Origin of the sequence: Corynebacterium sphenisci DSM 44792, from assembly GCF_001941505.1 — a bacterium.
GTDB lineage: Bacteria > Actinomycetota > Actinomycetes > Mycobacteriales > Mycobacteriaceae > Corynebacterium > Corynebacterium sphenisci.
The window spans coordinates 56,157-78,930 of record NZ_CP009248.1 but is presented as its reverse complement, the minus strand read 5'-3'; the positions used below and the strand labels follow the sequence as shown (position 1 = coordinate 78,930).

Annotated in this window: 13 protein-coding genes; 7 read left to right on the top strand and 6 right to left on the bottom strand. The window is 74.0% G+C overall.

All coding sequences use genetic code 11. The features are described 5' to 3' along the window. Nucleotides 1-97 precede the first annotated feature (97 nt). Nucleotides 98-2,734 carry a multicopper oxidase domain-containing protein gene (locus CSPHI_RS00315; protein ID WP_075690989.1) on the top strand — a complete coding sequence of 879 codons (2,637 nt, stop codon included), beginning with the start codon at nucleotides 98-100 and terminating at the stop codon, nucleotides 2,732-2,734. A 27-nt stretch (nucleotides 2,735-2,761) separates the two neighbouring features. Here CSPHI_RS00315 and CSPHI_RS00310 read toward each other — a convergent pair whose 3' ends face one another. Continuing rightward, on the bottom strand, nucleotides 2,762-4,339 hold the full coding sequence (locus CSPHI_RS00310) for a glutamate synthase subunit beta (protein ID WP_075690988.1): 1,578 nt from the start codon (nucleotides 4,337-4,339) through the stop codon (nucleotides 2,762-2,764). After that, nucleotides 4,332-8,957 carry a glutamate synthase large subunit gene (gltB, locus tag CSPHI_RS00305; protein ID WP_075690987.1) on the bottom strand — a complete coding sequence of 1,542 codons (4,626 nt, stop codon included), beginning with the start codon at nucleotides 8,955-8,957 and terminating at the stop codon, nucleotides 4,332-4,334. Before gltB ends, CSPHI_RS00310 begins: the two co-directional genes overlap by 8 nt. Before the next feature lie 329 nt (nucleotides 8,958-9,286). Between gltB and CSPHI_RS00300 the strand changes: the two genes are divergently transcribed. The 6 genes from CSPHI_RS00300 (at nucleotide 9,287) to CSPHI_RS00275 (ending at nucleotide 18,736) form a co-directional block, all read left to right on the top strand. Continuing rightward, nucleotides 9,287-10,126, top strand: coding sequence for an HNH endonuclease family protein (locus CSPHI_RS00300; protein WP_075690986.1), 840 nt, complete (start codon nucleotides 9,287-9,289; stop codon nucleotides 10,124-10,126). A 160-nt stretch (nucleotides 10,127-10,286) separates the two neighbouring features. Further along, entirely contained in the window at nucleotides 10,287-12,335 is a 2,049-nt protein-coding gene (locus tag CSPHI_RS00295; RefSeq protein ID WP_075690985.1) for an acyl-CoA dehydrogenase family protein, read from the top strand. A 395-nt stretch (nucleotides 12,336-12,730) separates the two neighbouring features. Further along, complete coding sequence (locus CSPHI_RS00290) at nucleotides 12,731-14,410, top strand: AMP-binding protein (RefSeq protein ID WP_075690984.1); 1,680 nt, start codon at nucleotides 12,731-12,733, stop codon at nucleotides 14,408-14,410. Between the two features lie 182 nt (nucleotides 14,411-14,592). After that, the gene (locus CSPHI_RS00285) at nucleotides 14,593-16,320 is read left to right on the top strand and encodes an AMP-binding protein (RefSeq protein WP_157118437.1); all 1,728 of its coding nucleotides are present in this window, start codon (nucleotides 14,593-14,595) and stop codon (nucleotides 16,318-16,320) included. A 162-nt stretch (nucleotides 16,321-16,482) separates the two neighbouring features. Continuing rightward, a complete protein-coding gene (locus CSPHI_RS00280) occupies nucleotides 16,483-17,226 on the top strand; it encodes a chymotrypsin family serine protease (protein ID WP_075690983.1) in 744 nt (247 codons plus the stop codon). Between the two features lie 73 nt (nucleotides 17,227-17,299). Next, nucleotides 17,300-18,736 carry an LssY C-terminal domain-containing protein gene (locus CSPHI_RS00275; RefSeq protein WP_084210146.1) on the top strand — a complete coding sequence of 479 codons (1,437 nt, stop codon included), beginning with the start codon at nucleotides 17,300-17,302 and terminating at the stop codon, nucleotides 18,734-18,736. Nucleotides 18,737-18,968: 232 nt separating this feature from the next. On the opposite strand, the gene CSPHI_RS00270 is transcribed toward CSPHI_RS00275, so the two are convergent. From CSPHI_RS00270 to CSPHI_RS00255, 4 genes are all read right to left on the bottom strand, one after another. After that, the gene (locus CSPHI_RS00270) at nucleotides 18,969-19,376 is read right to left on the bottom strand and encodes a GtrA family protein (RefSeq protein ID WP_075690982.1); all 408 of its coding nucleotides are present in this window, start codon (nucleotides 19,374-19,376) and stop codon (nucleotides 18,969-18,971) included. 715 nt (nucleotides 19,377-20,091) lie between these two features. After that, nucleotides 20,092-20,838, bottom strand: coding sequence for an SDR family oxidoreductase (locus CSPHI_RS00265; RefSeq protein ID WP_075690981.1), 747 nt, complete (start codon nucleotides 20,836-20,838; stop codon nucleotides 20,092-20,094). 59 nt (nucleotides 20,839-20,897) lie between these two features. Next, the gene (locus tag CSPHI_RS00260; protein ID WP_075690980.1) at nucleotides 20,898-21,635 is read right to left on the bottom strand and encodes an SDR family oxidoreductase; all 738 of its coding nucleotides are present in this window, start codon (nucleotides 21,633-21,635) and stop codon (nucleotides 20,898-20,900) included. Nucleotides 21,636-21,721: 86 nt separating this feature from the next. After that, nucleotides 21,722-22,759, bottom strand: coding sequence for an alpha/beta hydrolase family protein (locus CSPHI_RS00255; RefSeq protein ID WP_075690979.1), 1,038 nt, complete (start codon nucleotides 22,757-22,759; stop codon nucleotides 21,722-21,724). Nucleotides 22,760-22,774: the final 15 nt, after the last annotated feature.

The window sequence follows — 22,774 nt, the reverse complement described above, 5'->3', positions numbered from 1 at the left end:
GGTCCGGGACGCCCCGCCGGCGTCCCGGGCCCCGGGGCCCGGCCCCTGAGCAGGGACTCCGGAATTATGCGCAAACAATATGCGTAATATCGGGGGCATGCCCGCACCCAGCCCCGACCAGCCCTCCCCCCGCGCCTCCTGGCACCGCCGCGCCGGCCGACCGGTGCGCTGGTGGCTCGCCGCCGTGATCGCCTCCGCCTTCGTCCACCCCTTCCTCGACGAGGGCCGCTGGCTCATGGTGCACCTGTTCACCCTCGGCGCGGTCACCAACTCCATCCTCATCTGGGGCCGCCACTTCACCGAGCGGCTGCTGCACCTCGAGGTGCCCCCGGAGGACCGCCGCCGGCAGCTGCTGCGGCTGCGGCTGCTCAACGCGGGGATCCTCGTCCTGATCGTCGGGCGGGTCGCCGGGATCTGGCCGGTCACCGTCACCGGCGCCGCCGCCGTCGGCGGCGTCGTCGCCTGGCACGCCGCCGGCATCGCCCGCGACCTGCGCGGCCGCCGCGGGGGCCGGCACGCCGTGGTCGTCGACCACTACCTCGCCTCGGCGCTGCTGCTGCCGGTGGGCGCCGTGTTCGGGGCCCTGCTGGGCTCCCCCGCCGACGAGCTCGGCCCCGGCGGGCACGACGGGCTGGTCCTCGCCCACGAGGCGGTGAACCTGCTCGGCTTCCTCGGCCTCGCCGCCGCCGGCACCCTGACCACCATGTTCCCCGCCCTGTGGCGCACCCGGATGTCCCCCCGGGGCCGACCCCGGGTGGCGCTGGCGACGATGCTCGCCGGGATCGCGGTCACCGCCGTCGCGGCCGTCGCCGCCGTCCCCGCCGCCGCCTCGGCGGGCCTGGCCCTCGTCGCCGCCGGCTGGATCATCGCCGCGGTGCCGTGGGCGGACAACGTCCTCGCCGTCGCCCGGGACCCCCGGGACCGGCTGGGCCACCCGGCGCTGTCCACCGCCGCGGCCGTGGCCTGGCTGGTGGGCTCGCTCATCGCCGCCTCCGCGATGGCCGCCCGCCCCGGGTTCACCATCACCGCCCTCACCCTGCCGCTGGTCATCGGCTTCGCCGCCCAGCTGCTGATCGGGGTGATGGGCTGGCTGCTGCCCTCCACCATCGGCGGCGGCGGGCGCGCCCTCGCCGCGGGCATGCGGGAGCTCGACCGCGCCGGGGCGTTCCGCTGGGGCCTGGTGAACATCGGCCTGGTGCTGTGGCTGCTGCCGCTGCCCTCGTGGACGAAGGTCGCCGTCTCCGGCATCGTCGGCCTCGCCCTGGCCGCCTTCCTGCCGCTGCTGGGCCGCTCCGCCCGCGCCCAGCTGGCGGTGCTGCGGCGGCCCCGCGACGGCGCCGATGGCGCCCCGGTGGAGCTCACCGGGGCGGCCCGGGACCGCGCCGGCCTGCCGGAGCGCACCGGGGCCCGCCGCCTGGGGGTGCAGCTCACCGCCGCCACCGCCACCCTCGCCCTCGTCGTCGGGGTGGGCGTGGCGCTCTCCGGCGGCGGCGCCGGCGGCTCCGCCGGGGCCGCGGAGGCCGCCGGGGTGGCCCCCACCGGGCGCACCGTGGAGGCCACCGTCACCGCCCGGGACATGCGCTACGAGCCGGACGTGCTCCGGGCCGAGCCCGGCGACCGGCTGGTGATCACCATGGTCAACGCCGATGACCAGGTCCACGACCTGCGGCTGGCCACCGGGGAGGACACCGGCCGGGTGGCCCCGGGCGAGTCGGCGACCGTCGAGATCCCCGTGCTGCCCGGCGAGGTCGAGGGCTGGTGCACCATCGCCGGGCACCGGCAGATGGGCATGACCCTGCGGGTCGACGCCGGCGGGGCCGGGGCGGCGGTGCTCGCCGGGCCCGGCGCCGGCGGGGAGGGCGGCGGGACCGCGCACCCGACCCCGGCGGCGGGCCCGCCCGCGGCGGATTCGCCCACGGTGGATCCGCGGCTGCCGGCGGCGCCGGCCGGGCGGGTGCACCGGGTGACCCTGCACGCCCGGGAGTTCACCGGCTACGGCGCCCCCGGGGTGGAGCAGGAGCACTGGACCTTCGGCGACGATCCCCTGGGGCCCACCCTGCGCGGCCGGGTCGGCGACGAGTTCATCGTCACCCTCGTCAACGACGGCACGATGAGCCACTCGGTGGACTTCCACGCCGGGATGGTCTCCCCGGACAGGCCGATGCGCGACATCGCCCCCGGGGAGAGCCTGGAGTACCGCTTCCGCGCCGAGCACGCCGGGATCTGGCTGTACCACTGCGGCACCGCCCCGATGTCCCAGCACATCGCCGCCGGGATGCACGGGGCGGTGGTGATCGATCCCCCGGACCTGGCGCCGGTGGATCACGAGGTCCTGCTGGTGCAGTCCGAGGCCTACTGGGGCGAGGGCGGCCCGGATGCGGCGAAGGTGCTCGCCGACGCCCCGGACGCGTACCGCTTCAACGGCTACCCGGACCAGTACCTGGCGCACCCGATCCGGATCCGCGCCGGGGAGACCGTCCGGTTCTGGGTGCTCGCCGCCGGACCGAACCGGGGCACCAGCTTCCACGTGGTGGGCACCCAGTTCCACCGGATGTACAAGGAGGGCGCGCTGCTGCTCGACGACGGGGTCGGCGGGGCCCAGGCCCTGGACCTCGCCGCCGCCCAGGGCGGCTACGCGGAGGCCCGGTTCCCGGAGCCGGGCACCTACACCTTCGTCGACCACCAGATGACCCACGCCGAGCTCGGCGCCCGGGGCCGCGTCATCGTGGAATGACCCGCCGGCCCCGCCGAGGGGGCCGGGCTAGAGGCCCATCGGGGCATCCGCCGGCTCCACCGCCCGGGGCAGGTTGGACTCGCCCATGAGCACCCGGTCCACCGCCTCCGCGCAGGCCCGGCCCTCGGCGATCGCCCACACGATGAGGCTGGCGCCGCGGCCGTTGTCCCCGGCGACGAACACCGGGCCCCGGAAGGCGGGCCCGGCCGCGGCGCCGCCGCGGACGCCCTCGACGACCCGGCCCCCGGCGTCGAGGGCCCGGTAGTCGCCGTCGCGCAGCATCCGGCCGCGGTCGTCGACGCCGACGCCGAGGGCGTCGACCAGGCCGCCGCGCTCGGCGCCGACGAAGCCGAGGGCGATCAGCACCAGATCCGCGTCCAGCTCGAAGTCGGTGTCCTCCATCGGCACCCGGCGCCCGTCGACGACGGTGACCTCGTTCGCGGACAACCCGGTGACGTGGCCGTCGGCGCCGTGGAAGGCGACCGTGTTCGCGTTGAACATCCGGGCGCCGAGGGTCTGCCCGACCTCCCGGGCGGCCAGGCCCAGGGCGGCGACCTGCTCGGCGGTCTCCTCCCCGGTGACCGCGTAGGCGCCCTCCTCGTGGGCGGTGGCCACCCGCCACTGCAGCGGGTACAGCGGCCAGGGGGTGGACGCGGCCCGGGATTTCGGGGCCCGGGGCCGGATGTCCAGCTGGGTGACGCTGGCCGCGCCCTGGCGCAGCGCGGTGCCGAAGCAGTCGATGCCGGTGTCGCCGCCGCCGATCACCACCACCCGCTTGCCGCGGGCGTCGATGGCGGGGCGCTCGGCGTCCCCGGCGACGACCCGGTTGGCCTGCGGCAGGTACTCCATCGCCTGGTGCACCCCGGCGAGGTCGCGGCCGTCGACGGGCAGCTCCCGGGGCAGCGGCGCCCCGGTGGCCAGCACCACCGCGTCGAAGCCGGCCAGCCGGGCGGCGTCGGGGGCGGTGCGGGTGATGAACTCCACGCCCTCGGCGCGCATCTGGTCCAGCCGCCGGTCCAGCCGGGAGGCCTCCATCTTGTAGTCCGGCACCCCGTAGCGCATCAGCCCGCCGATCCGGTCGTCGCGCTCGAAGACGGTGACCGCGTGCCCGGCGCGGGCGAGCTGCTGGGCGGCGGCCAGCCCGGCCGGCCCGGAGCCGACCACGGCCACCGACTGCCCGGTGTCGAAGCTGGCCGGGATGGGCCGCACCCAGCCCTCGGCGAAGCCGTGCTCGGCGATCTCCAGCTCCACGTTCTTGATGGTCACCGCGTCGTCGTTGATGCCGAGCACGCAGGCGCCCTCGCAGGGGGCGGGGCAGAGCCGGCCGGTGAACTCGGGGAAGTTGTTCGTGGCGTGCAGCCGGTCGAAGGCCTCCCGCCACCGGTCCTGCCGGACCAGGTCGTTCCACTCCGGGATGATGTTGCCCAGCGGGCAGCCGGAGTGGCAGAAGGGCACGCCGCAGTCCATGCAGCGGGCGGCCTGCCGGGTGATCTGGCCCTCGGGGGCGGGCTCGTAGATCTCCCGGGCGTCCATCAGCCGCAGCGGCACCGGGCGGTGCCCGGGCTCCTCGCGGCGGTGCTTCATGAATCCCTTGGGGTCAGCCATTGCGCACGGCCTCCATAATCGCGTCGTTGACGTCCCGGTCCGCCGCGCGCGCGGTCTCGATGACCTCGAGCACGCGGGCGTAGTCCCGGGGCATGATCTTGATGAGCTGGGCGGCGGTGACGCCGACGTCGGAGCCGGTGAGCTCGCGGTGCCGGTCGATGAGCCGGTCCACCCGGTCCCGTTCGGCGGCGTCGAGGGCGACGACGTCCACCAGCTCCGGGTTCACCTTCGCCGCGACGGTGCCGTCGTCGAGCAGGTAGGCCACGCCCCCGGACATGCCGGCGGCGAAGTTGCGGCCCACCGGGCCCAGGACCACGACCACTCCGCCGGTCATGTACTCGCAGCCGTGGTTGCCGATGCCCTCCACCACCGCGGTCGCCCCGGAGTTGCGGACGCAGAAGCGCTCCCCGACGGTGCCCCGGATGAACAGCTCGCCGCCGGTGGCGCCGAAGCCGAGCACGTTGCCGGCGATGGTGTCCGCGCTCTGGTCCGCGGTGGGCGGGGCGGAGCGGGAGGGCCGCACGATGATCCGGCCCCCGGACAGGCCCTTGCCCACGAAGTCGTTGGCGTCGCCCTCCAGGCGCAGGGTCACCCCGGCGGGCAGGAAGGCGCCCAGGGAGTTGCCCGCGGAGCCGGCCAGGTCCACGGTGATGGTGTCCTCGGGCAGGCCCGCGGCGCCGCCGGCGGCGGTGACCGCGTGCCCCAGCAGGGTGCCCACGGTGCGGTCCACGTTGGAGATCGGGTGCGCCAGCCGGATCGGCTCCGGCGCCTCGCCGCGGGCGGCGGCGTCGAGCGCCCCCCGGGCCTCGGCGATCAGCGCCTGGTCGAGCACCCCGTCCAGGCCGGTGTCCTGCGCCCGGGTGCGGCGCAGGTCCTGGTCCGGGAAGAAGGGGGACTCCGCCGGGGCGAGGATCCGCTCCAGGCTCAGCTTCTGCGCCCGGGGCAGCGCGTCCAGATCGGTGCGCGGGCGCAGGCACTCCACGTGCCCCACGGCCTCGTCGACGCTGCGGAAGCCCAGTTCGGCGAGGTAGCCGCGGATCTCCTCGGCGAGGAAGGTGAAGAAGTTCACCACGTGCTCGGCGCGGCCGGTGTACTTCGCCCGCAGATCCGGGTTCTGGGTGGCGATCCCCACCGGGCAGGTGTCCAGGTGGCAGACCCGCATCATCACGCAGCCCTCCACCACCAGCGGGGCGGTGGCGAAGCCGTACTCCTCGGCGCCGAGCAGCATGGCCACCATGACGTCGCGGCCGGTCTTCAGCTGCCCGTCGCACTGCACCCGGATCCGGTCCCGCAGCCCGTTGAGCATGAGGGTCTGCTGGGTCTCCGCCAGGCCCAGCTCCCAGGGCCCGCCGGCGTGCTTGAGGCTGGTCAGCGGGGAGGCGCCGGTGCCGCCGTCGTGGCCGGAGACGAGCACCACGTCGGCGTGCGCCTTGGACACCCCGGCGGCGACGGTGCCGACCCCGGCCTCGGCGACCAGCTTGACGTGGATTCGGGCATCCGGGTTGGCGCAGCGCAGGTCGAAGATGAGCTGGGCGAGATCCTCGATGGAGTAGATGTCGTGGTGCGGGGGCGGGGAGATCAGGCCCACCCCGGGGGTGGTGATCCGCACCTCGGCGACCCAGGGGTAGACCTTGTGCGGCGGCAGCTGGCCGCCCTCGCCGGGCTTGGCGCCCTGCGCCATCTTGATCTGGATGTCCGTGCAGTTCGACAGGTAGTGGCTGGTCACGCCGAAGCGGCCGGAGGCGACCTGCTTGATCGCGGAGCGCCGCCAGTCCCCGTTCGGCTCCCGCTCGAAGCGGGCCGGGTCCTCCCCGCCCTCCCCGGAGTTGGACATCGCGCCGAGCCGGTTCATCGCGATCGCCAGGGTCTCGTGCGCCTCCGCGGAGATGGAGCCGTAGCTCATCGCCCCGGTGGAGAAGCGCCTGACGATGGCGGAGACCGGCTCCACCTCCTCGATCGGCACCGGCGGCCGGTCGGAGGCGAGCTCCAGCAGCCCGCGCAGGGTGGCCAGCCGGGTGGACTGGTCGTCGACCCGGCGGGTGTAGTCCCGGAACACCGCGTACTGGCCGGTGCGGGTGGCGTGTTGCAGGGTGAAGATGGTCTCCGGGTTGAACAGGTGGTACTCCCCCTCGCGGCGCCACTTGTACTCCCCGCCGAGGTCCAGCTCCCGGTGCGCCTGCTCCTCGGGGCGGGGCAGGAAGGCGCCGCGGTGCCGGGCCTCCACGTCGGCGGCGATCTCCTCCAGGCCGATCCCGCCGAGGGGGGAGTCGGCGCCGGGGAAGTACTCGTCGAGGAAGTCCTGGGCCAGGCCGATCACGTCCGCGAGCTGGGCGCCGCGGTAGGACTGCACCGCGGCGATGCCCATCTTGGACATCACCTTCAGCAGCCCCTTCGCCGCGGCCGCGCAGTAGTTCGCGCAGGCCTCGTCGAGGGTGAGGTCGCCGAGCTGGTTCTTCATGCGCAGCTCGTCGATGGTCTCGAAGGCCATGTAGGGGTTGATCGCGTCCGCGCCGAAGCCCACCAGCATGGCCATGTGGTGCACCTCGCGGGCGTCGCCGGCCTCGATCACCAGGGAGGCCCGGGAGCGGGTCTTCTCCTCCACCAGGTGGTGGTGCACCGCGGAGGCGAGCAGCAGGGAGGGGATCGGCGCGTTGTACTCGTCGGATTCGCGGTCGGAGAGCACGATGATCCCGGCGCCGCGGTCGATCGCCTCGGAGACCTCCCGGCGCACCCGGCGGATCGCGTTGCGCAGGCCCCGGCCGCCCTGGGCGACGGGGTAGAGCCCGGAGACCACGGTGGCCCCGAAGGCGGCGTACTCGGGGTGCTCGCCGAGGCTGGTCAGGGTGACGAAGTCGTGGTTGTCCAGGATCGGGTGCGGCAGCCGGATCCGGTGCGCGGCGTCGGCGGTGGGGTTGAGCACGTCCGCCTCCGCGCCGAGCAGGGTGTGCAGGCTGGTCACCATATGCTCCCGGATGGAGTCCAGGGGCGGGTTGGTGACCTGCGCGAAGCGCTGCGAGAAGTAGTCGAAGAGCATCCGGGGCCGCCCGGAGAGCGCCGCGATGGGCGTGTCCGAGCCCATGGAGCCGACGGCCTCGGCGCCGGTGAGCGCCATCGGCCGGATGATCAGGTCCACGTCCTCCTCGGTGATCCCGAACACCCGCTGGCGCAGCACCGCCCGCCGGTGCGGCATGTAGGTGTAGCGCCGCCGGGGCAGGTCGGCGGCCTCCACCAGGGCGGCCTCCACCCACTCCCGGTAGGGGCCGGTGGCGGCGACCTCGCGCTTGATCTCGGCGTCGTCGATGATCCGGCCGGCGGAGGTGTCCACCAGGAACATCTCCCCCGGGCGCACCCGGGTGCGCTGCACGATGTGCTCCGGGGCGATGTCGAGCACCCCGGCCTCGGAGGCCATCACCACCAGGCCCTCGTCGGTCACCCAGATCCGGCCCGGGCGCAGCCCGTTGCGGTCGAGCACCGCGCCGATCACGGTGCCGTCGGTGAAGGCCACCGCCGCCGGGCCGTCCCAGGGCTCCATCAGGCAGGCGTGGTACTCGTAGAAGGCCCGCACCGCCGGGTCCAGGCCCGGGTCGTGCTCCCAGGCCTGCGGGATCATCATCATCACCGCATGCGGCAGGGAGCGCCCGCCCAGGTGCAGCAGCTCCAGGGCCTCGTCGAAGCGGGCGGTGTCGGAGCCGGCCGGGTCGCACACCGGCAGGGCCCGGTCGATGTTGCCCAGCGCCGCCGAGCGGATCAGCGACTCCCGGGCGTTCATCCAGTTGCCGTTGCCGCACACGGTGTTGATCTCGCCGTTGTGCGCCACCAGCCGGTGCGGGTGCGCCAGCGGCCAGGAGGGGAAGGTGTTGGTGGAGAAGCGGGAGTGCACGATGGCCAGCGCGGAGGTGAGCTCCTCGCGCCGCAGGTCCAGGTAGAACCGGCCCAGCTGGGGGGTGGTGAGCATCCCCTTGTAGACGATGGTGCGGGCGGAGAGGGAGGGGAAGTACACGGTGTCGCCGCCGGCGCCCTCCCCGGCGCCGCGCTCGCCGAGCTCGCGCTCGCAGCGCTTGCGCACGAACCACATCTTGCGGTCCAGGCCGATCCCGGAGAGCTGGTTGCCCTCGTGGTCCTTCGCGGAGAGGAAGACCTGCCGGAACACCGGCATCGCGGCGCGGGCCATGGCGCCCAGGGCGGAGTCGTCGACGGGCACGTCGCGCCAGGCGATGAGCTCCACGCCCTCCTCGGCGCAGATGTCCTCCACGGCGCGGATCGCGTCCAGGGTGGCCATCCGGGCCTGCGGCAGGAAGGCGATGCCGGTGGCGTAGGCGCCCGGCGGGGGCAGCAGCACCCCGGCGCGGGAGAGCTCCGCCCGGTAGAAGGCGTCCGGGATCTGCAGCAGGATGCCGGCGCCGTCGCCGGTGTTCGGCTCCGCCCCGGCGGCGCCGCGGTGGTCGATGTTGGCCAGCGCCTCCAGGGCGTGGTCGACGATGCCGCGGCCGGCGCGGCCGTGCATGTCGGCGACGAAGGCGACGCCGCAGGCGTCGTGCTCCCGGCGCGGGTCGTAGAGCCCGGTGCGCCCCGGCGGGCGGGTGCCGCCGGGGGCGGTCTGGCTGGTGTTCTCGGGCATGGCGGGGCCCCTTTTCCGTTCGGCCCCGCCGGGGCGCCCGCCGGCGGCCGCTCGGCCGTCCGCGGGCGCCCCGGCGGGGCGCATGGGCGTGACCTGCTCATCGTCGCGGCTGGGCGGAGCAGGGGGGAAAGCGAGTCCACCCTTATATCCCCAGGTCACACGGTTGAGGTGATTTATGTCACATTCTGCTCGGGGGGATTGATCGGCGGTGAAAGGGTGGTGTAACGCCGGCGAAACACCCCCGGCGGGATCCGGGGGCCGGTGCCGCCGGCCGCGGTGTTCGACCCCGCCGGCCGGGCGCGTCCCGGACCGGGCTAGGGTCGGCGGGCATGGCCGGCCCGCCCCACCCCACCGCGCGCCCGCCCCGCCGCGCGGCGGGCGGGCTCGCCGCGCTGCTCGCCCTCGCCGGCTGCGCGCCGGCGGGGCCCGGCGACCCGGCCCCGCCGGCGCCGCCGCCGATCCACGCCCCCGCCGACCCCGGCGCGGCCCCGCCGGCCCCGGCGGAGCAGGGCCCCGGTCCGGCCGCGGCGGCGATCCGGGGTCTGCTCGCGGAGCTGCCGGTGAAGGGCCGCGCCCCGAGGACCGGCTACGACCGCGCCGAGTTCGGCCAGCGCTGGAGCGATGATGTGCCGGTGGCGCTGGGCCGCAACGGCTGCGACACCCGCAACGACATCCTGCGCCGGGATCTGGGCCGGGTGGAGCTGAAGCCGGGCACCCGGGGCTGCGTGGTGCTCGCCGGGGTGCTCGACGACCCGTACACGGGCGAGGCGATCGGCTTCCGCCGCGGCCCGGAGACCTCCCGGGCGGTGCACGTGGACCATGTGGTGGCGCTCTCCGACGCCTGGCAGAAGGGGGCGCAGGCGCTGGACCCGGACGAGCGCCGGGCGCTGGCCAATGATCCGCTCAACCTGCTCGCCGTGGACGGGCCGGCGAACATGGCCAAGGGCGACGGGGACGCGGCGACCTGGCAGCCGCCCAACCGGGCCTTCCGCTGCGCCTACGCGGCGCGGCAGACCGCGGTGAAGCACCGCTACCGGCTGTGGGTCACCGCCGCGGAGGCCGAGGCGCTGGGCCGCTGGCTGGACCGCTGCGGCGGCGCCGACGAGGCGGCGCTGGCGGCGCTGCTCGAGGGGGCGGAGGCGGCCCGGCCGGAGGTCGCCCGCCCCTGAGCCGGCGGCCCCTCCGGGGGCACCCGGGAATCGCGCGAAACCGCACGTCACCCCCGATGCCAACCCCGTAGGCCGGGCACTCGCTGAGCAGCCGCTGATAATCACCCGTGCATCGTGCGTGAACATTGTTTCCCCGGGCTTCGCATGCGACCCTTCCCCCATGAGCACCAACGATGACGCGAAGACCGCCGGCGGCGTCGACGCCGGCCGTCCGCCGCGACTGCCCCTGACCCCCGATCCCGCCGCCGCCGAGGGGCTGCAGCGCATCCTGGACGGCCGCTGGGCCGATGTGCGCGAGCGGGTCCGGGGATTCCTCGACGACCCCTTCTTCCTCCCCGAGCCGGGCCTGCCCCTCGACGAGGCCCGGGAGTGGCTCATCCCCCGCCTGCGGCGGATGGCCGAGTTCGGCCTGCAGCGCGGCTCCTTCTCCGTGGCGCACGGCGGCACCGGCGACACCGGCGGCAGCCTCACCGCGATGGAGATGATGGGCCACGCCAACCTCGCCGTGATGGTGAAGTCCGGCGTGCAGTGGGGCCTGTGGGGCGGGGTGGTCGACGCCCTCGGCACCGGGCGGCACAGCGCCTACGTCAGGGACATCATGGACCTGAAGCTGCTCGGCAGCTTCGGCATGACCGAGCTGGGCCACGGCTCGGACGTGCAGAACGTGGAGACCACCGCGATCTACGACCGGGAGACCAAGGAGTTCGTGGTGAACTCGCCGACCCCGGCCTCGGCGAAGGCCTACATCGGCAACGCCGCCGCGCACGGCCGGATGGTCGCGGTGTTCGCCCAGCTGCACACCCCGGACGCCTCCGGGGATCCCGGCGAGAGCCACGGCGTGCACTGCGTGCTGGTGCCCTTCCGCGATGACGAGGGCAACCCGATGCCCGGGGTGACCATCACCGACCACGGCATCAAGGGCGGACTGGTGCAGATCGACAACGGCACGATCCGCTTCGATCATGTCCGGGTGCCCCGGGAGAACCTGCTCAACCGCTTCGCCGAGGTCTCCGAGGACGGCGCCTACTCCTCCCCGATCGACTCGCCGAACCGCCGCTTCTTCACCATGCTCGGCACCCTGATCCGGGGCCGGATCTCCGTCGGCGCCGCCGCCGGCGCGGCCACCCGCTCCAGCCTCACCATCGCGGTGCGCTACGCGATGCGCCGCCGCCAGTTCGAGGGCGTGCCCGGCCACGAGAAGACCCTCATGGAGCACCGCACGCACCGGCTGCGCCTGCTCGTGCCGCTGGCCCGCAGCTACGCCCTGGCGCTGCTGCAGAACAGGATCATCGAGCGCCTGCACGAGCAGGAGAAGCTCATCGCCGCCGGGGAGTGGGACGTGGCCAACCCCACCGAGGAGCAGCAGTGGAAGCAGCGGGAGATGGAGTCCCGCGCCGCCGCGGTGAAGGTCGCCGCCACCGCGCACGCCACCGCCACCATCCAGGAGTGCCGCGAGGCCTGCGGCGGCGCCGGCTACATGGCGGAGAACCTGCTCACCGTGCACAAGGCCGACTCGGACGTGTTCACCACCTTCGAGGGCGACAACACGGTGCTGCTGCAGCTGGTCGGCAAGGAGCTCATCACCGCCTACGCCCGGGACATGTCCGGGCTGGACCCGCTGGCCATGCTGCGCTACGGGGTGGACAACGTCGGCGACGTGCTGTGGCGGCGCACCTCCGTGGCGGCCACGGTGCAGACCCTGGTGGACTCGGTCACCGACCGCGACGAGGAGTCGCTGTTCCACGCCGGTTACCAGGTGAAGCTCTTCCGGGACCGGGAGCAGAACCTGCTGAAGTCCCTGGTGCGCCGGCTGCGCGGAGCGAAGAAGATGGAGATCGCCGATGCGGTGGCCGCCGTCGACGGCGCCCAGGATCACCTGATCGCCTGCGCCTGGGCCCGGATCGACTCGCTGCTGCTGGAGGCGATGGTCGAGGAGGAGGCCGCGATGGCCGCCGATGACCCGGCGCTGCCGGTGTTCAACCAGCTGCGCAACCTCTTCGCGCTGTCCACCATCGCGACCCACTCCGGCTGGTACCAGGAGCAGAACATCCTCGGCCGGCTGCGCACCAAGGCCGCCCGCGCCGCGGTCAACGACCTGGTCGACTCCCTGGGCCCGTGGGCCGGGGTGCTCGTGGACGCCTTCGCGGTGCCGCGCGCCCTGGTGGACGTGCCCATGCTCAGCGAGACCCCCGGGGTCGACGGCAACTAGCCGCACCCCGCCCCCGGCAGCATGCCCGGGATGGCCGATCGGCGGATCGGCCATCCCGGGCATGAGCCTTTCCTCATGTCCGGGGGGAGCGGCCGGGGGCGGTGTTACCGGACCGCGACCCGGGGCGAAAACGGGGCCTTCGCGCAGGTCGCAGCGTGGAAAGGGGTGGTATCACCGCGAAACCAGTGTGACGGAAGTGGACAATCCGTGACCCGGGCGTAATATTTGCCGTCGAAATCCTGATTCAGGGAACGACGCGGGCGCCGCCACCGGCACCTGCTTTCCATCCCCGAAGCATCGGGGTACGCTGGGCGGCCACCGCACCGCCCGCGGCCGGCGCCGCCGGCCGCCGCGGCACCCCGCAGCACGCACGATCCCGCCCGGAGGAACCCGCCATGCACGCCGAAGTCAACGTCTCCCCGAAGAACCCGCTGTCCTTCCAGATCCGGGCGGCGGCGAAATCGCTGCGCCCGCTGCTGCGCTCCGGAGCGCTCGCCATGACCCCCGCCCAGGCGCCGGCCATCCTGAGCTACCTGCGCCGCTGGAAGCTCTCCGTGGGCGCCATCCTGCACATGGGCGCATTGCGCTATCCGGACCGGCTCGCCCTCGTCGACGACCTCGGCGAGCTGACCTACCGGCAGCTGCGCGATGACTCGGTGAACCTGGCCCGGGCCATGATGGACCGCGGCATGGGCCCCGGCACCGCCTTCGCGGTGATCGCCCGCAACGGCCGCGGGATCATCGAGCCGATGGCCATCAAGGCCCTGATCGGCTCCGAGATCATGCTGCTCAACATCGGCGCCTCGCCGAACCAGATCGAGGGCATCGTCGAGCAGAACGACGTGCGCTTCCTCTTCCTCGACGAGGAGTTCCTGCCGCAGCTGCCCGAGGAGCTGCCCGGGGTGCAGCTGGTGATCACCCACCTGGAGGACCCCACGGACCGCTCCGGGTTGCCCGCCGGCGCCCTGGTCATGTCCGACCTGGTCGCCGCCGGCGGGACCACCCCGCTGGCCCGCAAGCCCGAGCAGGGCCGGATCATCATCATGTCCTCCGGCACCACCGGGCTGCCCAAGGGCATCCTGCGCGATGAGCCGAAGACCCCGGCCACCCTCGGCGCGATCACCGACCGGATCCCGTGGCGGCGCAACATGGTCGTGCACCAGGCCGCCTCCATGTTCCACGCCTGGGGCTGGGCGAACGTGATCATCGGACTGGTCACCGGCGCCACCATCATCACCCAGCGCGTCTACGACGCCCGCCGCTGCCTGGACCAGTGCGAGCGCTACGGGGTCAACGGGCTGGTCTCCGCCGCGATCTGGCTGAAGTACCTCAAGGAGGCCCTGGACGAGGACCCGGACCGCCGGGTCGGCCCCTTCGAGTTCATCATCTCCTCCGGCAACGCCATCCCCGGCTGGCTGGTCACCGAGCTCACCGAGCGCTTCGGCCCGGTGGTGTGCAACTTCTACGGCTCCACCGAGGCCGGGCTGACCGCGATCGCCTCCGGGGAGGAGCTCGCCCGGATGCCGGAGACCGCCGGCCGGCCCGCGATCGGGGTGCGCCTGGCGCTGCTCGACGATGAGGGCCGGCCCGTCGGCCCCGGCGAGGTGGGCCGGGTGCACACCACCCAGGAGCTGACCTTCAAGGGCTACCTCAGCCCCAAGGACACCTGGCGCACCGTGGACGGCATGTTCGAGATCGGCGATCTGGCCACCATGGACGAGAACGGCTACCTCTACGTCTGCGGCCGCTCCGACGACATGATCATCCGCGGCGGGGAGAACGTCTTCCCCCGGGAGGTCGACGAGCTGCTCGGCCCGCTGCCCGGGGTCGGCGACGTCTACGCCCATGGCGTCAACGACGATGACCTGGTCGCCCAGATGCACCTGTACGTGGTGCGCTCCGAGGAACCGGCCGGCGCCGCCCTCACCGGCGACTACCTGCAGGAGTACGTGCGCCGGCACCTCGCCAGCTGGTCGGTGCCGGACCGGGTGTTCTTCGTCGACCACCTGCCCCGCAACGCCGCCGGCAAGGTCGTGCCGCGCTCCCTGGAGACCCTGGAGCGGGTCGAGGCCTGAGCAGGCCGCGGGACGCCGGCCACCCCCGCCGCCGCGGGTGGGCCGGCGCCCGCATGCGGACCGGAAGGTAACGGACGGGTATCATTCCGCGAAGGCTTATCCGGGAGGGTCATGCGACCCGCCCGGATCCGCCGATCCCTCGCCGTCCGCCAGCCGGCGAGCCCCGCCGTGAAGGAGAGTCAGTGCCCAGCAACGAGTCGCAGCAGCCCATGCCGAAGTCCGAGTACTACCCGGAGGTGCACCACGGCATCCCCGCCTGGTCGGTCCCGGAGATCCTCAACTTCATCCAGGCGATCCCGCCGATCCTGCGCACCGGGATGCTCAACTTCCGCAGCCCGCTGCAGGCCTACCGGCTCGCCGAGGCGATGGTGCGCTGGCGCTTCTCCACCGCCGCGCAGCTGCGCCGGGCCGTCGCCCGCGACCCGCACCGGATCGCGATCATCGACGATGAGGGCGAGATGACCTGGCGCCGGCTCGACGAGGAGGTCACCTCGCTGGCGAAGAACCTCCGCGCCGAGGGCGCCGGCCCCGGCACCCGGGTGGCGATCATGGCCCGCAACGGCCGCGGCATGGTCATCCCGCTCGCCGCGAAGGGCTTCATCGGCGTCGACGTGCTCCTGCTCAACGTGGGCTCCTCGGAGGCGCAGCTGGATCGGATCCTCACCGAGCACCGGGTCGACCACCTCTTCATCGACGACGAGTTCGTGGACCGGATCCCGGAGGGCCATGACGGGGTCAAGGTCACCGTCACCCACATCGAGGACCCCGCCAACCCGCCGGCGATGAAGCCGGAGTGGACCACCCTGCAGAAGCGCGTCCAGACCGGCGGCAACGTCACGCTGGACAAGATCGCGCACCTGGGCCGGATCATCATCATGTCCTCCGGCACCACCGGCACCCCCAAGGGCGTCATCTACGGCGAGCCGAAGACCCCCAAGGTCGCCGCAGGCATCCTGCAGCGGGTGCCGTGGCGCCCGCACCTGGTGGTGCAGCAGACCGCCTCGATGTTCCACGCCTGGGGCTGGGGCAACATCAACCTCGCCTTCGCCGCCCGCGCCACCCTGGTGCTGCGCCGCGTCTTCGACCCGGTGAAGTGCATGGAGGACGCCGAGCGGCACGGGGTCAACGCCTACGTCTCCTCCGTGGTCTTCCTCAAGGAGATGCTCGAGGCGGAGGAGGCCACCCGCCCCTACAACCTGAAGAAGCCCCGGTTCATCGTCTCCTCCGGCAACGCCATGCCCGCCTGGCTGGTGCGCAAGCTGAACAAGCGCTTCGGCCCGGTGACCTCCAACTTCTACGGCTCCACCGAAATCGGCCAGGTCGCCATGGCCTCCGCGGAGATGCTCGACGCGGACCCGGAGACCGCCGGCCCGGCGATGCCCGGGGTGAGGCTGTCCATCCGCGACGAGGAGGGCCGGGAGGTGCCGCAGGGCACCGTGGGCCGGATCTTCTCCGCCAACGGGATGATGTTCAAGGGCTACTCCAACCCGGAGATCCCGATCGACATCGAGGACAACCAGGTCGCCATCGGGGACCTGGGCTACCTCGACGAGCGCGGCTTCCTCTACGTCTGCGGCCGCGCCGACGACATGATCATCAACGGGGGGGAGAACATCTTCCCCCGCGAGGCCGAGGAGGCCCTGGGCACCCTGCCCGGGGTGAAGGACGTGTTCGTGCGCGGGGACAAGACCGACCCGATCAAGTCCCGCCTCGTCGCCTACGTGGTCCGGGAGGACTCCGAGGCCGGCCGCAACCTCACCGAGGAGATGGTCAAGCAGCACGTCGTCGACGAGCTCATCGAGCAGGCCGAGCCGCGCGACGTGTTCTGGATGGAGGATCTGCCCCGCAACGACACCGGCAAGGTGCTCAAGCGGGAGCTGCCGGACGTCAAGGCCGCCGAGGGCCGCTGACGCCCCACGCCCGCATGCGGACCCCGACGGCCCCGGCCGCCGGGGTCCGCGCCGATCCGGGGCCGGGTCGCGGGGGCGCCCGGGGCGGGGCCGGGAACATCGGCGGCCGCCGCGCGTCGAAGCGGTGACCGGACCGCCGACCCCGACCCGAGGGAGCCCCCGATGCACCGCACCACCGCCACCGCCACCGCCGCCCCGCGCGGGCGCCTCACCGCCGCCGCCACGGCCCTGCTGCTCACCCTGGGCGCGCTGCTGGGGCTCGCCCCCGCCCCGGCCGGCGCCGCCCCCGTCTACCACTCCTCCGAGGAATGGGCCTGGCTGGAGCACCCCGGCCAGGTCATCCCCGGCGGCCGGATCATCAACGTCGACGGCGACGGCGCCTGCTCCACCGGGTTCCTCGTCGGCCACGGATCCCGCCGGTTCATCCTCACCGCCGGGCACTGCGGCGACGTCGGCGACCGCTTCGCCGTGGACGACGCCCGTGGTGCCGCCGCCTGGGCGGGGCAGATGGTGGAATCGGCCTACGAGCGCGTCGGCGGGGTCGACATCGGCCTGATCGAGCTCACCGGGACCGCCCCCGCCGAGGCCACCCCGCCCGTCGAGGAGCCCCTGCTGGGCTGGGCCGGCGCGGACTGGCTGGAGCGGACCCGGCCCACCATCTGCCGGCTGGGCTACCGCACCGGGCTGTCCTGCGGCGACTACCTCGGCGTCGACGAGTCCGGGATCGTGCACTACGAGGCCATCACCGACCACGGCGACTCCGGCGGCATGGTCGTCGCCCTCGCCGACGGCGGCATGTACGCCATCGCCGTCACCTCCTACCAGCAGCCCCATGACGCCACCCGGGCCGCCGCCATGCTCGTCGAACCCGCAATGGCGCACTGGGACCTGACGCTGCTGTCCTGAGCCCGCCCCGGCCCCGCCGCCCGCCCGGGCGGCGGGGCCGGGCGCGTTCGGGGCCTGAACTAGGCTCGGGGCCATGACGCAGAGCACCGACCGGGGCACCGAGCGGGTCTTCGACACCCAGGTGCGCGGGCTGCGCCGCGGGGCGCGCATCGACATGGCCTTCTTCATCCTCGCCGGCATCGAATCCGCCTGGTTCGCGGTGCTGCTCTTCGCCGGCTCCTTCGTCTCCGGGTGGGCGCTGCTGCTGCTCATCCCCTTCTGGGCGGTCACCGCCTACCTCACCCTGCCCCGGCTGCACCGCATCCTCACCAGCATCTACGTGCCCGACTACTTCTTCGGCCGGACCCGCACCTCGGAGGGCATGCTCGGCGACCCGGTGAACCTCGCCGTGGACGGCACCGCCGCCCAGATCCACGCCGCGATGACCGCCGCCGGCTGGCACCTCGCCGATGACGTGGACCTGCGCAGCTCCTGGCGGATCGTGGTGGCCACGGTGCTGCGCCGCTCCTACCCCACCGCCCCGGTGTCCCCGCTGCTGCTCTTCGGCCGCACCCAGGACCTGGCCTACCAGCAGGAGGTCGACGGCAACCCGCTGCAGCGGCACCACGTGCGCTTCTGGCGCTGCCCCGACGACTGGCCGCTGCCCGGCGGCCGCCGGGTCGGCTGGCTCGGCGCCGGCTCCTTCGACACCGCGGTGGGGCTGAGCCTGTTCACCCTGCAGATCACGCACCGCATCGACGCGGACATCGACGTGGAGCGCGACCACATCATCGACACCCTCCGGGAGGGCCCCGCGGAGATCCCGGTGGACGTGATCGAGGACTTCTCCACCGGCTACCACCACCGCAACGGCGGCGGCGACCGGGTACGCACCGACGGCGACCTGCCGGTCATCGACGTCACCGGCATCGACGCCGAACCCGTCGCCGCCGGCGAGGACGCCAGCCCGCACCAGGTGGTGCGCGCCGCCCGCGGCTACGACATCCCCGACGGGCCCTCCGCCGAACCCGACCCGGGCGCCCCGCCGGACGAGTCGGAGGTGACCATCGCCGGGGCCACGGTGCGTCGGCCGTGGACGGTGAAGCTGGCCCTGGCGATGCTGGTGATCTCCCTGGTCGCCCAGGTGTGGGCGCTGGTCCGGGCGATCCTGCGCGGCGACCCCACCCCGGCGGCGGTCACCGGCACCGCCTCCGGGCGGGTCCCGGAGGAGCTCATCGGCGCCGCGATGTGGGCCATCGGCGCCGGGCTGGTCATCACCGCGGCGCTGATGGTGCTCGCCTACGTCGGCTACCAGTGGCCCCGGGTGCTGCTGATGGGCCTGCTCACCGTGCTGCTCGGGTTCAAGCTGCTCGACGGGACCATGCCGGACGCCGGCACCCTCACCGTGCACCTGCTGATCACCGCGGTGAGCCTGGTGGCGCTGCTGGCGCTGTCCTCGGATGCGGCCCGGGTGTGGTCCCGGCGCGGCCGGCCCACCTGGCGGGACATCGCCGAGCTCTTCGAACGTTAGCCCCGGGGCGACCGGGGAGGGGGAAGCCCCGCGTCCCGGGGATGGCAGATTCCGGCGGGAGCCCATGGCCCCGTCGCGGGGATCATCCCCGTTCGCGCGGGGAGCACGCGGGCCGGGGCCCGGTGATCCGGTACGGGGAAACGGCCCCGCTGACGGAGGAGTCGAGGCGGGGGCGGGCCGATCCCGCGGCCCGGCGATGGTTGCGCGGGGTGGTGCCGCATCCTTATGCCGACTACCTCTCGCCGGCGGTGGTCCGCTCCCCGGGAACCGGTCGGAAAACCCACCAGTTCTGCAGCGTGAAATTCAGCATGGTCGCCACGGCCTGGGACACGACCCAGGAGACGGTGAGCACATGGGCGTACCCCGGCAGCGCCCTCCGCACCGCGTAGTCGACGCACACCGCGGACGCGAAGCAGGCGAGGTACGACGCGGCCGCCCTGGCTTTTTCGGGCCCCCTCCGGCTTCCGCTGAAGGTGACGAAGCTGTTCAGGTAGTAGGCGACCGTACTGCCCAGGACATAGCTCATCGCCCGCGAGATGGACGGATCCACTCCATAGCCAATCAGGAGGTGCCGGGATCCGTAATCGGCGATGGCGCCGACGATGCCGACAAGGGTGAATCTGAGGATCTTCGCGATCACGGTCCCTCCGCCCGCACCTTCTCGGTCATCTCTTCACGTGGTGCTGGGCCGACCCGGCCGAGCGCCCACCCTCATCGAGGATGGCCCGTACGGATATTCCTCCGTTTCGCGGATCGCATGCGCGCGGGTGGCCCGGGATTGACGTGCTCATGGCGGCTCCTCGGCGGCTCTGCTGTCGTGGTGCGGTGCCCGCCCCGCATCGCCACCCGGCCCCCGGTGTATTCGGCCTGGGGCGACCGGGCTGGCGTGGAACGCCGCGCCGCGGACTGCTCCTCCGTTCCGCCCACCGGCGCGATCGGGGCGGGGCGATCACCGGTGGAGGAGGGCTGCGGCGATCGCCACGGTACAGCCCCGCTCGCGCGGGGAAGACACGTCGATGGCGTCCTCGAAGGCCCCGACCAAGGGAACAGCCCCGCTCGCACGGGGACGACACCGCGAAGGCCACGGGGATGCTCACCTCCGCCGGAACAGCCCCGCTCGCGCGGGGACGACCGGGCCCGGGCCTTCGCCGATCTCGACGCCGGGGGAACAACCCCGCTCGCGCGGGGACGACGCTTCTTGACCTGAGACTATGCTCCGGCACACCCCAATCTACATTCGTTTTCGAACCCTGGTGCGGATATCGGGCCGGAAGACCCGGAGCCCACCGTGGTGGTGACCCCACTTTCTCGGGGCCGAACGGATGCCCCCGTTTCCCGCAGGGGGCCGCCTCCGCTCAGGGCACCACCGGCCGCACCGTGACCTCCTCCACCATCGCCTCGGCGGTGGCGTCCACGGCGAGGCGCACCGCGGCGGCGATGGACTCGGGGCGGACGTAGACGGCGCCGTCGTAGGTGTCCGGGCCGTTGCCGCGGCCGGCCTGGATCTCCCGCTGCATGTCGGTGTCCACCTTGCCGGGGTGCACGGAGGAGACCCGCACCCGGCCGCGCTCCTCCTCGCGCAGGGCCATGGTCAGCGCGCGCAGCGCGAACTTGGTGCCCGAGTAGGGGCCCTGGGCCACCCCGGAGCGGTACCCGGAGCCGGAGTTGATCATCACCACGGTGCCGCCGGCGGCGCGCAGGGCGGGCAGCAGCAGCCGGGTGAGTTCGGCGACGGCGAAGACGTTGACCTCGAAGATCCGCCGCCACCGGTCCCGGGTGACCTCGGCGACGGGGCCCTCGTCGACGATGCCGGCGTTGTGCACCAGCACGTCGAGGCGGTCCAGGTCGAGGGCGGCCACCGCCGCGGCGAGGGCGGCGTCGTCGGTGAGATCGGCGACCAGGGTCTCCGCGCTGGGCAGTTCCGCGGCGATGGCCGCCGCGGCCGCGGCGCCGGTGGCGCCCACGATCACGTGGTGGTCGCGGCCCAGGTCGCGGGCGATGGCGGCGCCGATCCCCCGGGAGGCCCCGGTGACCAGGGCGATGGGCCGGTCGGCGGGGCGCTCCGGGTGGTCGGGGCGGGGGGCTGCGGTGGGTGCGGTCATGCCCCCATGGTGCCCGGCGCGGGCGCCGCCGGCCAGGCCCGGCCGGTGCGCGGCGCCGGCTACACGGAGGTCTGGTCGATCGGGGTGACCTGCACGAAGTCGATGTTGACGTGGGCGGGCCGGGTGGCGGCGAAGACCACGATCTCGGCGACGTCGCCGGCGGTGAGGTTCTCCTTGCCCTCGTAGACGGCCTCGGCGCGCTCGGCGTCGCCGTCGAAGCGGACCAGGGAGAAGTCGGTGCGCACCCGGCCCGGGTCGACCTCGGTGACCCGGACGCCGCGCTCGGCGATCTCCTTGCGCAGCACCTCGGTGAGGGAGCGCTCCCCGTGCTTGGCGGCGTTGTAGCCGGCCCCGCCGACGTAGTTGTACCGGCCGGCCACCGAGCCGATGGTGATCACGGCCCCGCGGGCGCGGGTGAGCCCGTCCAGCAGCGCCCGGGTCACCCGCAGGGTGCCCAGCACGTTGACCTCGTACATCCAGCGCCACTTCTCCTCCACCGCCTCGGCGACGCTCTCCAGGCCCCAGGCCCCGCCGGCGTTGTTGACCAGCACATCCACCCCCCGGTCGCCGATCCGCTCGACCAGCGCGGCGACGTCATCGGCGCTGGTGACGTCGAGGTGCTGCACCTGCGCGGACCCGCCGGCGGCGCGGATCCCCTCGACCACCGCGGTCAGCCGATCCTCCCGGCGGGCGCAGGCCAGCACCTCGTAGCCGGCCTCCGCCAGCCCCCGGGCGCAGGCCTCCCCGATCCCGGAGGAGGCCCCCGTCACCACCGCCAGTCCCCGTCGCGCCGTCATCTGCCCGCTCCCTTCGGATTCGCCTGCCGTCCTTCGCCGCCCACGATAACGCCCCACGGTCGGGCGGGGCCGGGCGCCGCGGCCGGTCAACCCCGGGCGTGGCCGAGGATGGCCTCCCGGGCCTGCGCCCACTGCGGCCCGTCCAGCCGGCCCCAGGAAGCGTGGTCGGCGTCGTCGAGGATGCGCAGATCCACCCGCCCGCCCACCGCCCCGATCCGGTCGGCGTAGACCTCCGCCTCGGCGACGTCGACGACGTCGTCGTTGCGGCCGTGCAGCACCGTGATCCGCATCCCCGGGTCCACGTTGCGCGCCGGGGAGGCCAGCCGGTAGCGCTCCGGGCGCTGCTCGGGGGTACCGCCGAGCAGGCCCCGGACGAAGCGGTCGTCGCGGCCATGCGCCAGGGCGAGATCGAACACCCCGGCCATCGGCACGAAGGCGGCGGGCCGGAAGCCCGGGCCGGCGCCGGGCGCGCCGGCGGGCAGCACCGGCCGGGAGGCCAGCCAGGCGGTGAGGTTGCCGCCGGCGCTGACCCCGGCGACCACCACCCGGGAGAGATCCAGCGCCACCGGGGAGCGCCCGGCCAGCCGGGGCAGGAAATCCACCGCGGCGGCGACGTCCTCGTAGGTGCGCGGCCAGCCGCCGGGGCCGGCCGGCTCCGCCGGCGGGGCGGCCGGATCCGCCGGTTCCGGGGCGGGTCGCCCGGTGCCCCGGTACTCCACGTTCCACACCGCCACCCCGGCGCGCACCAGGTCCGCGGCCATCGGGGCGGTGCCGCGCAGGGTGGAGCGCTGGGTCCAGCCGCCGCCGTGGATGAGCACCACCACCGGCACCGGCAGCGCCGGATCCCTGGGCCGGGGCAGGTACAGGTCCCCGAACTGGCGGGGGTCCGCCCCGGCGTAGGGCAGCCGCAAATCCGGCTCCGGCAGCCGCCCGAAATCCGCGGGGGCGCGCCCGTAGGCGGCGAAGCCCGCCGCGCGCCGCGCCGGGTCCGGCGCGGGCGCGGCCGGCCCCGCCCCGGGGCCCTCCCCGACCCACCAGCCGGCGCCGATGGCGAGGGTGAGCGCCGTCGCGATGGCCACCAGCGCCGCCAGGGGGCGGCGGGTGCGCGGATGCTCGGGCTGCATCGGGTACCTCCGGGG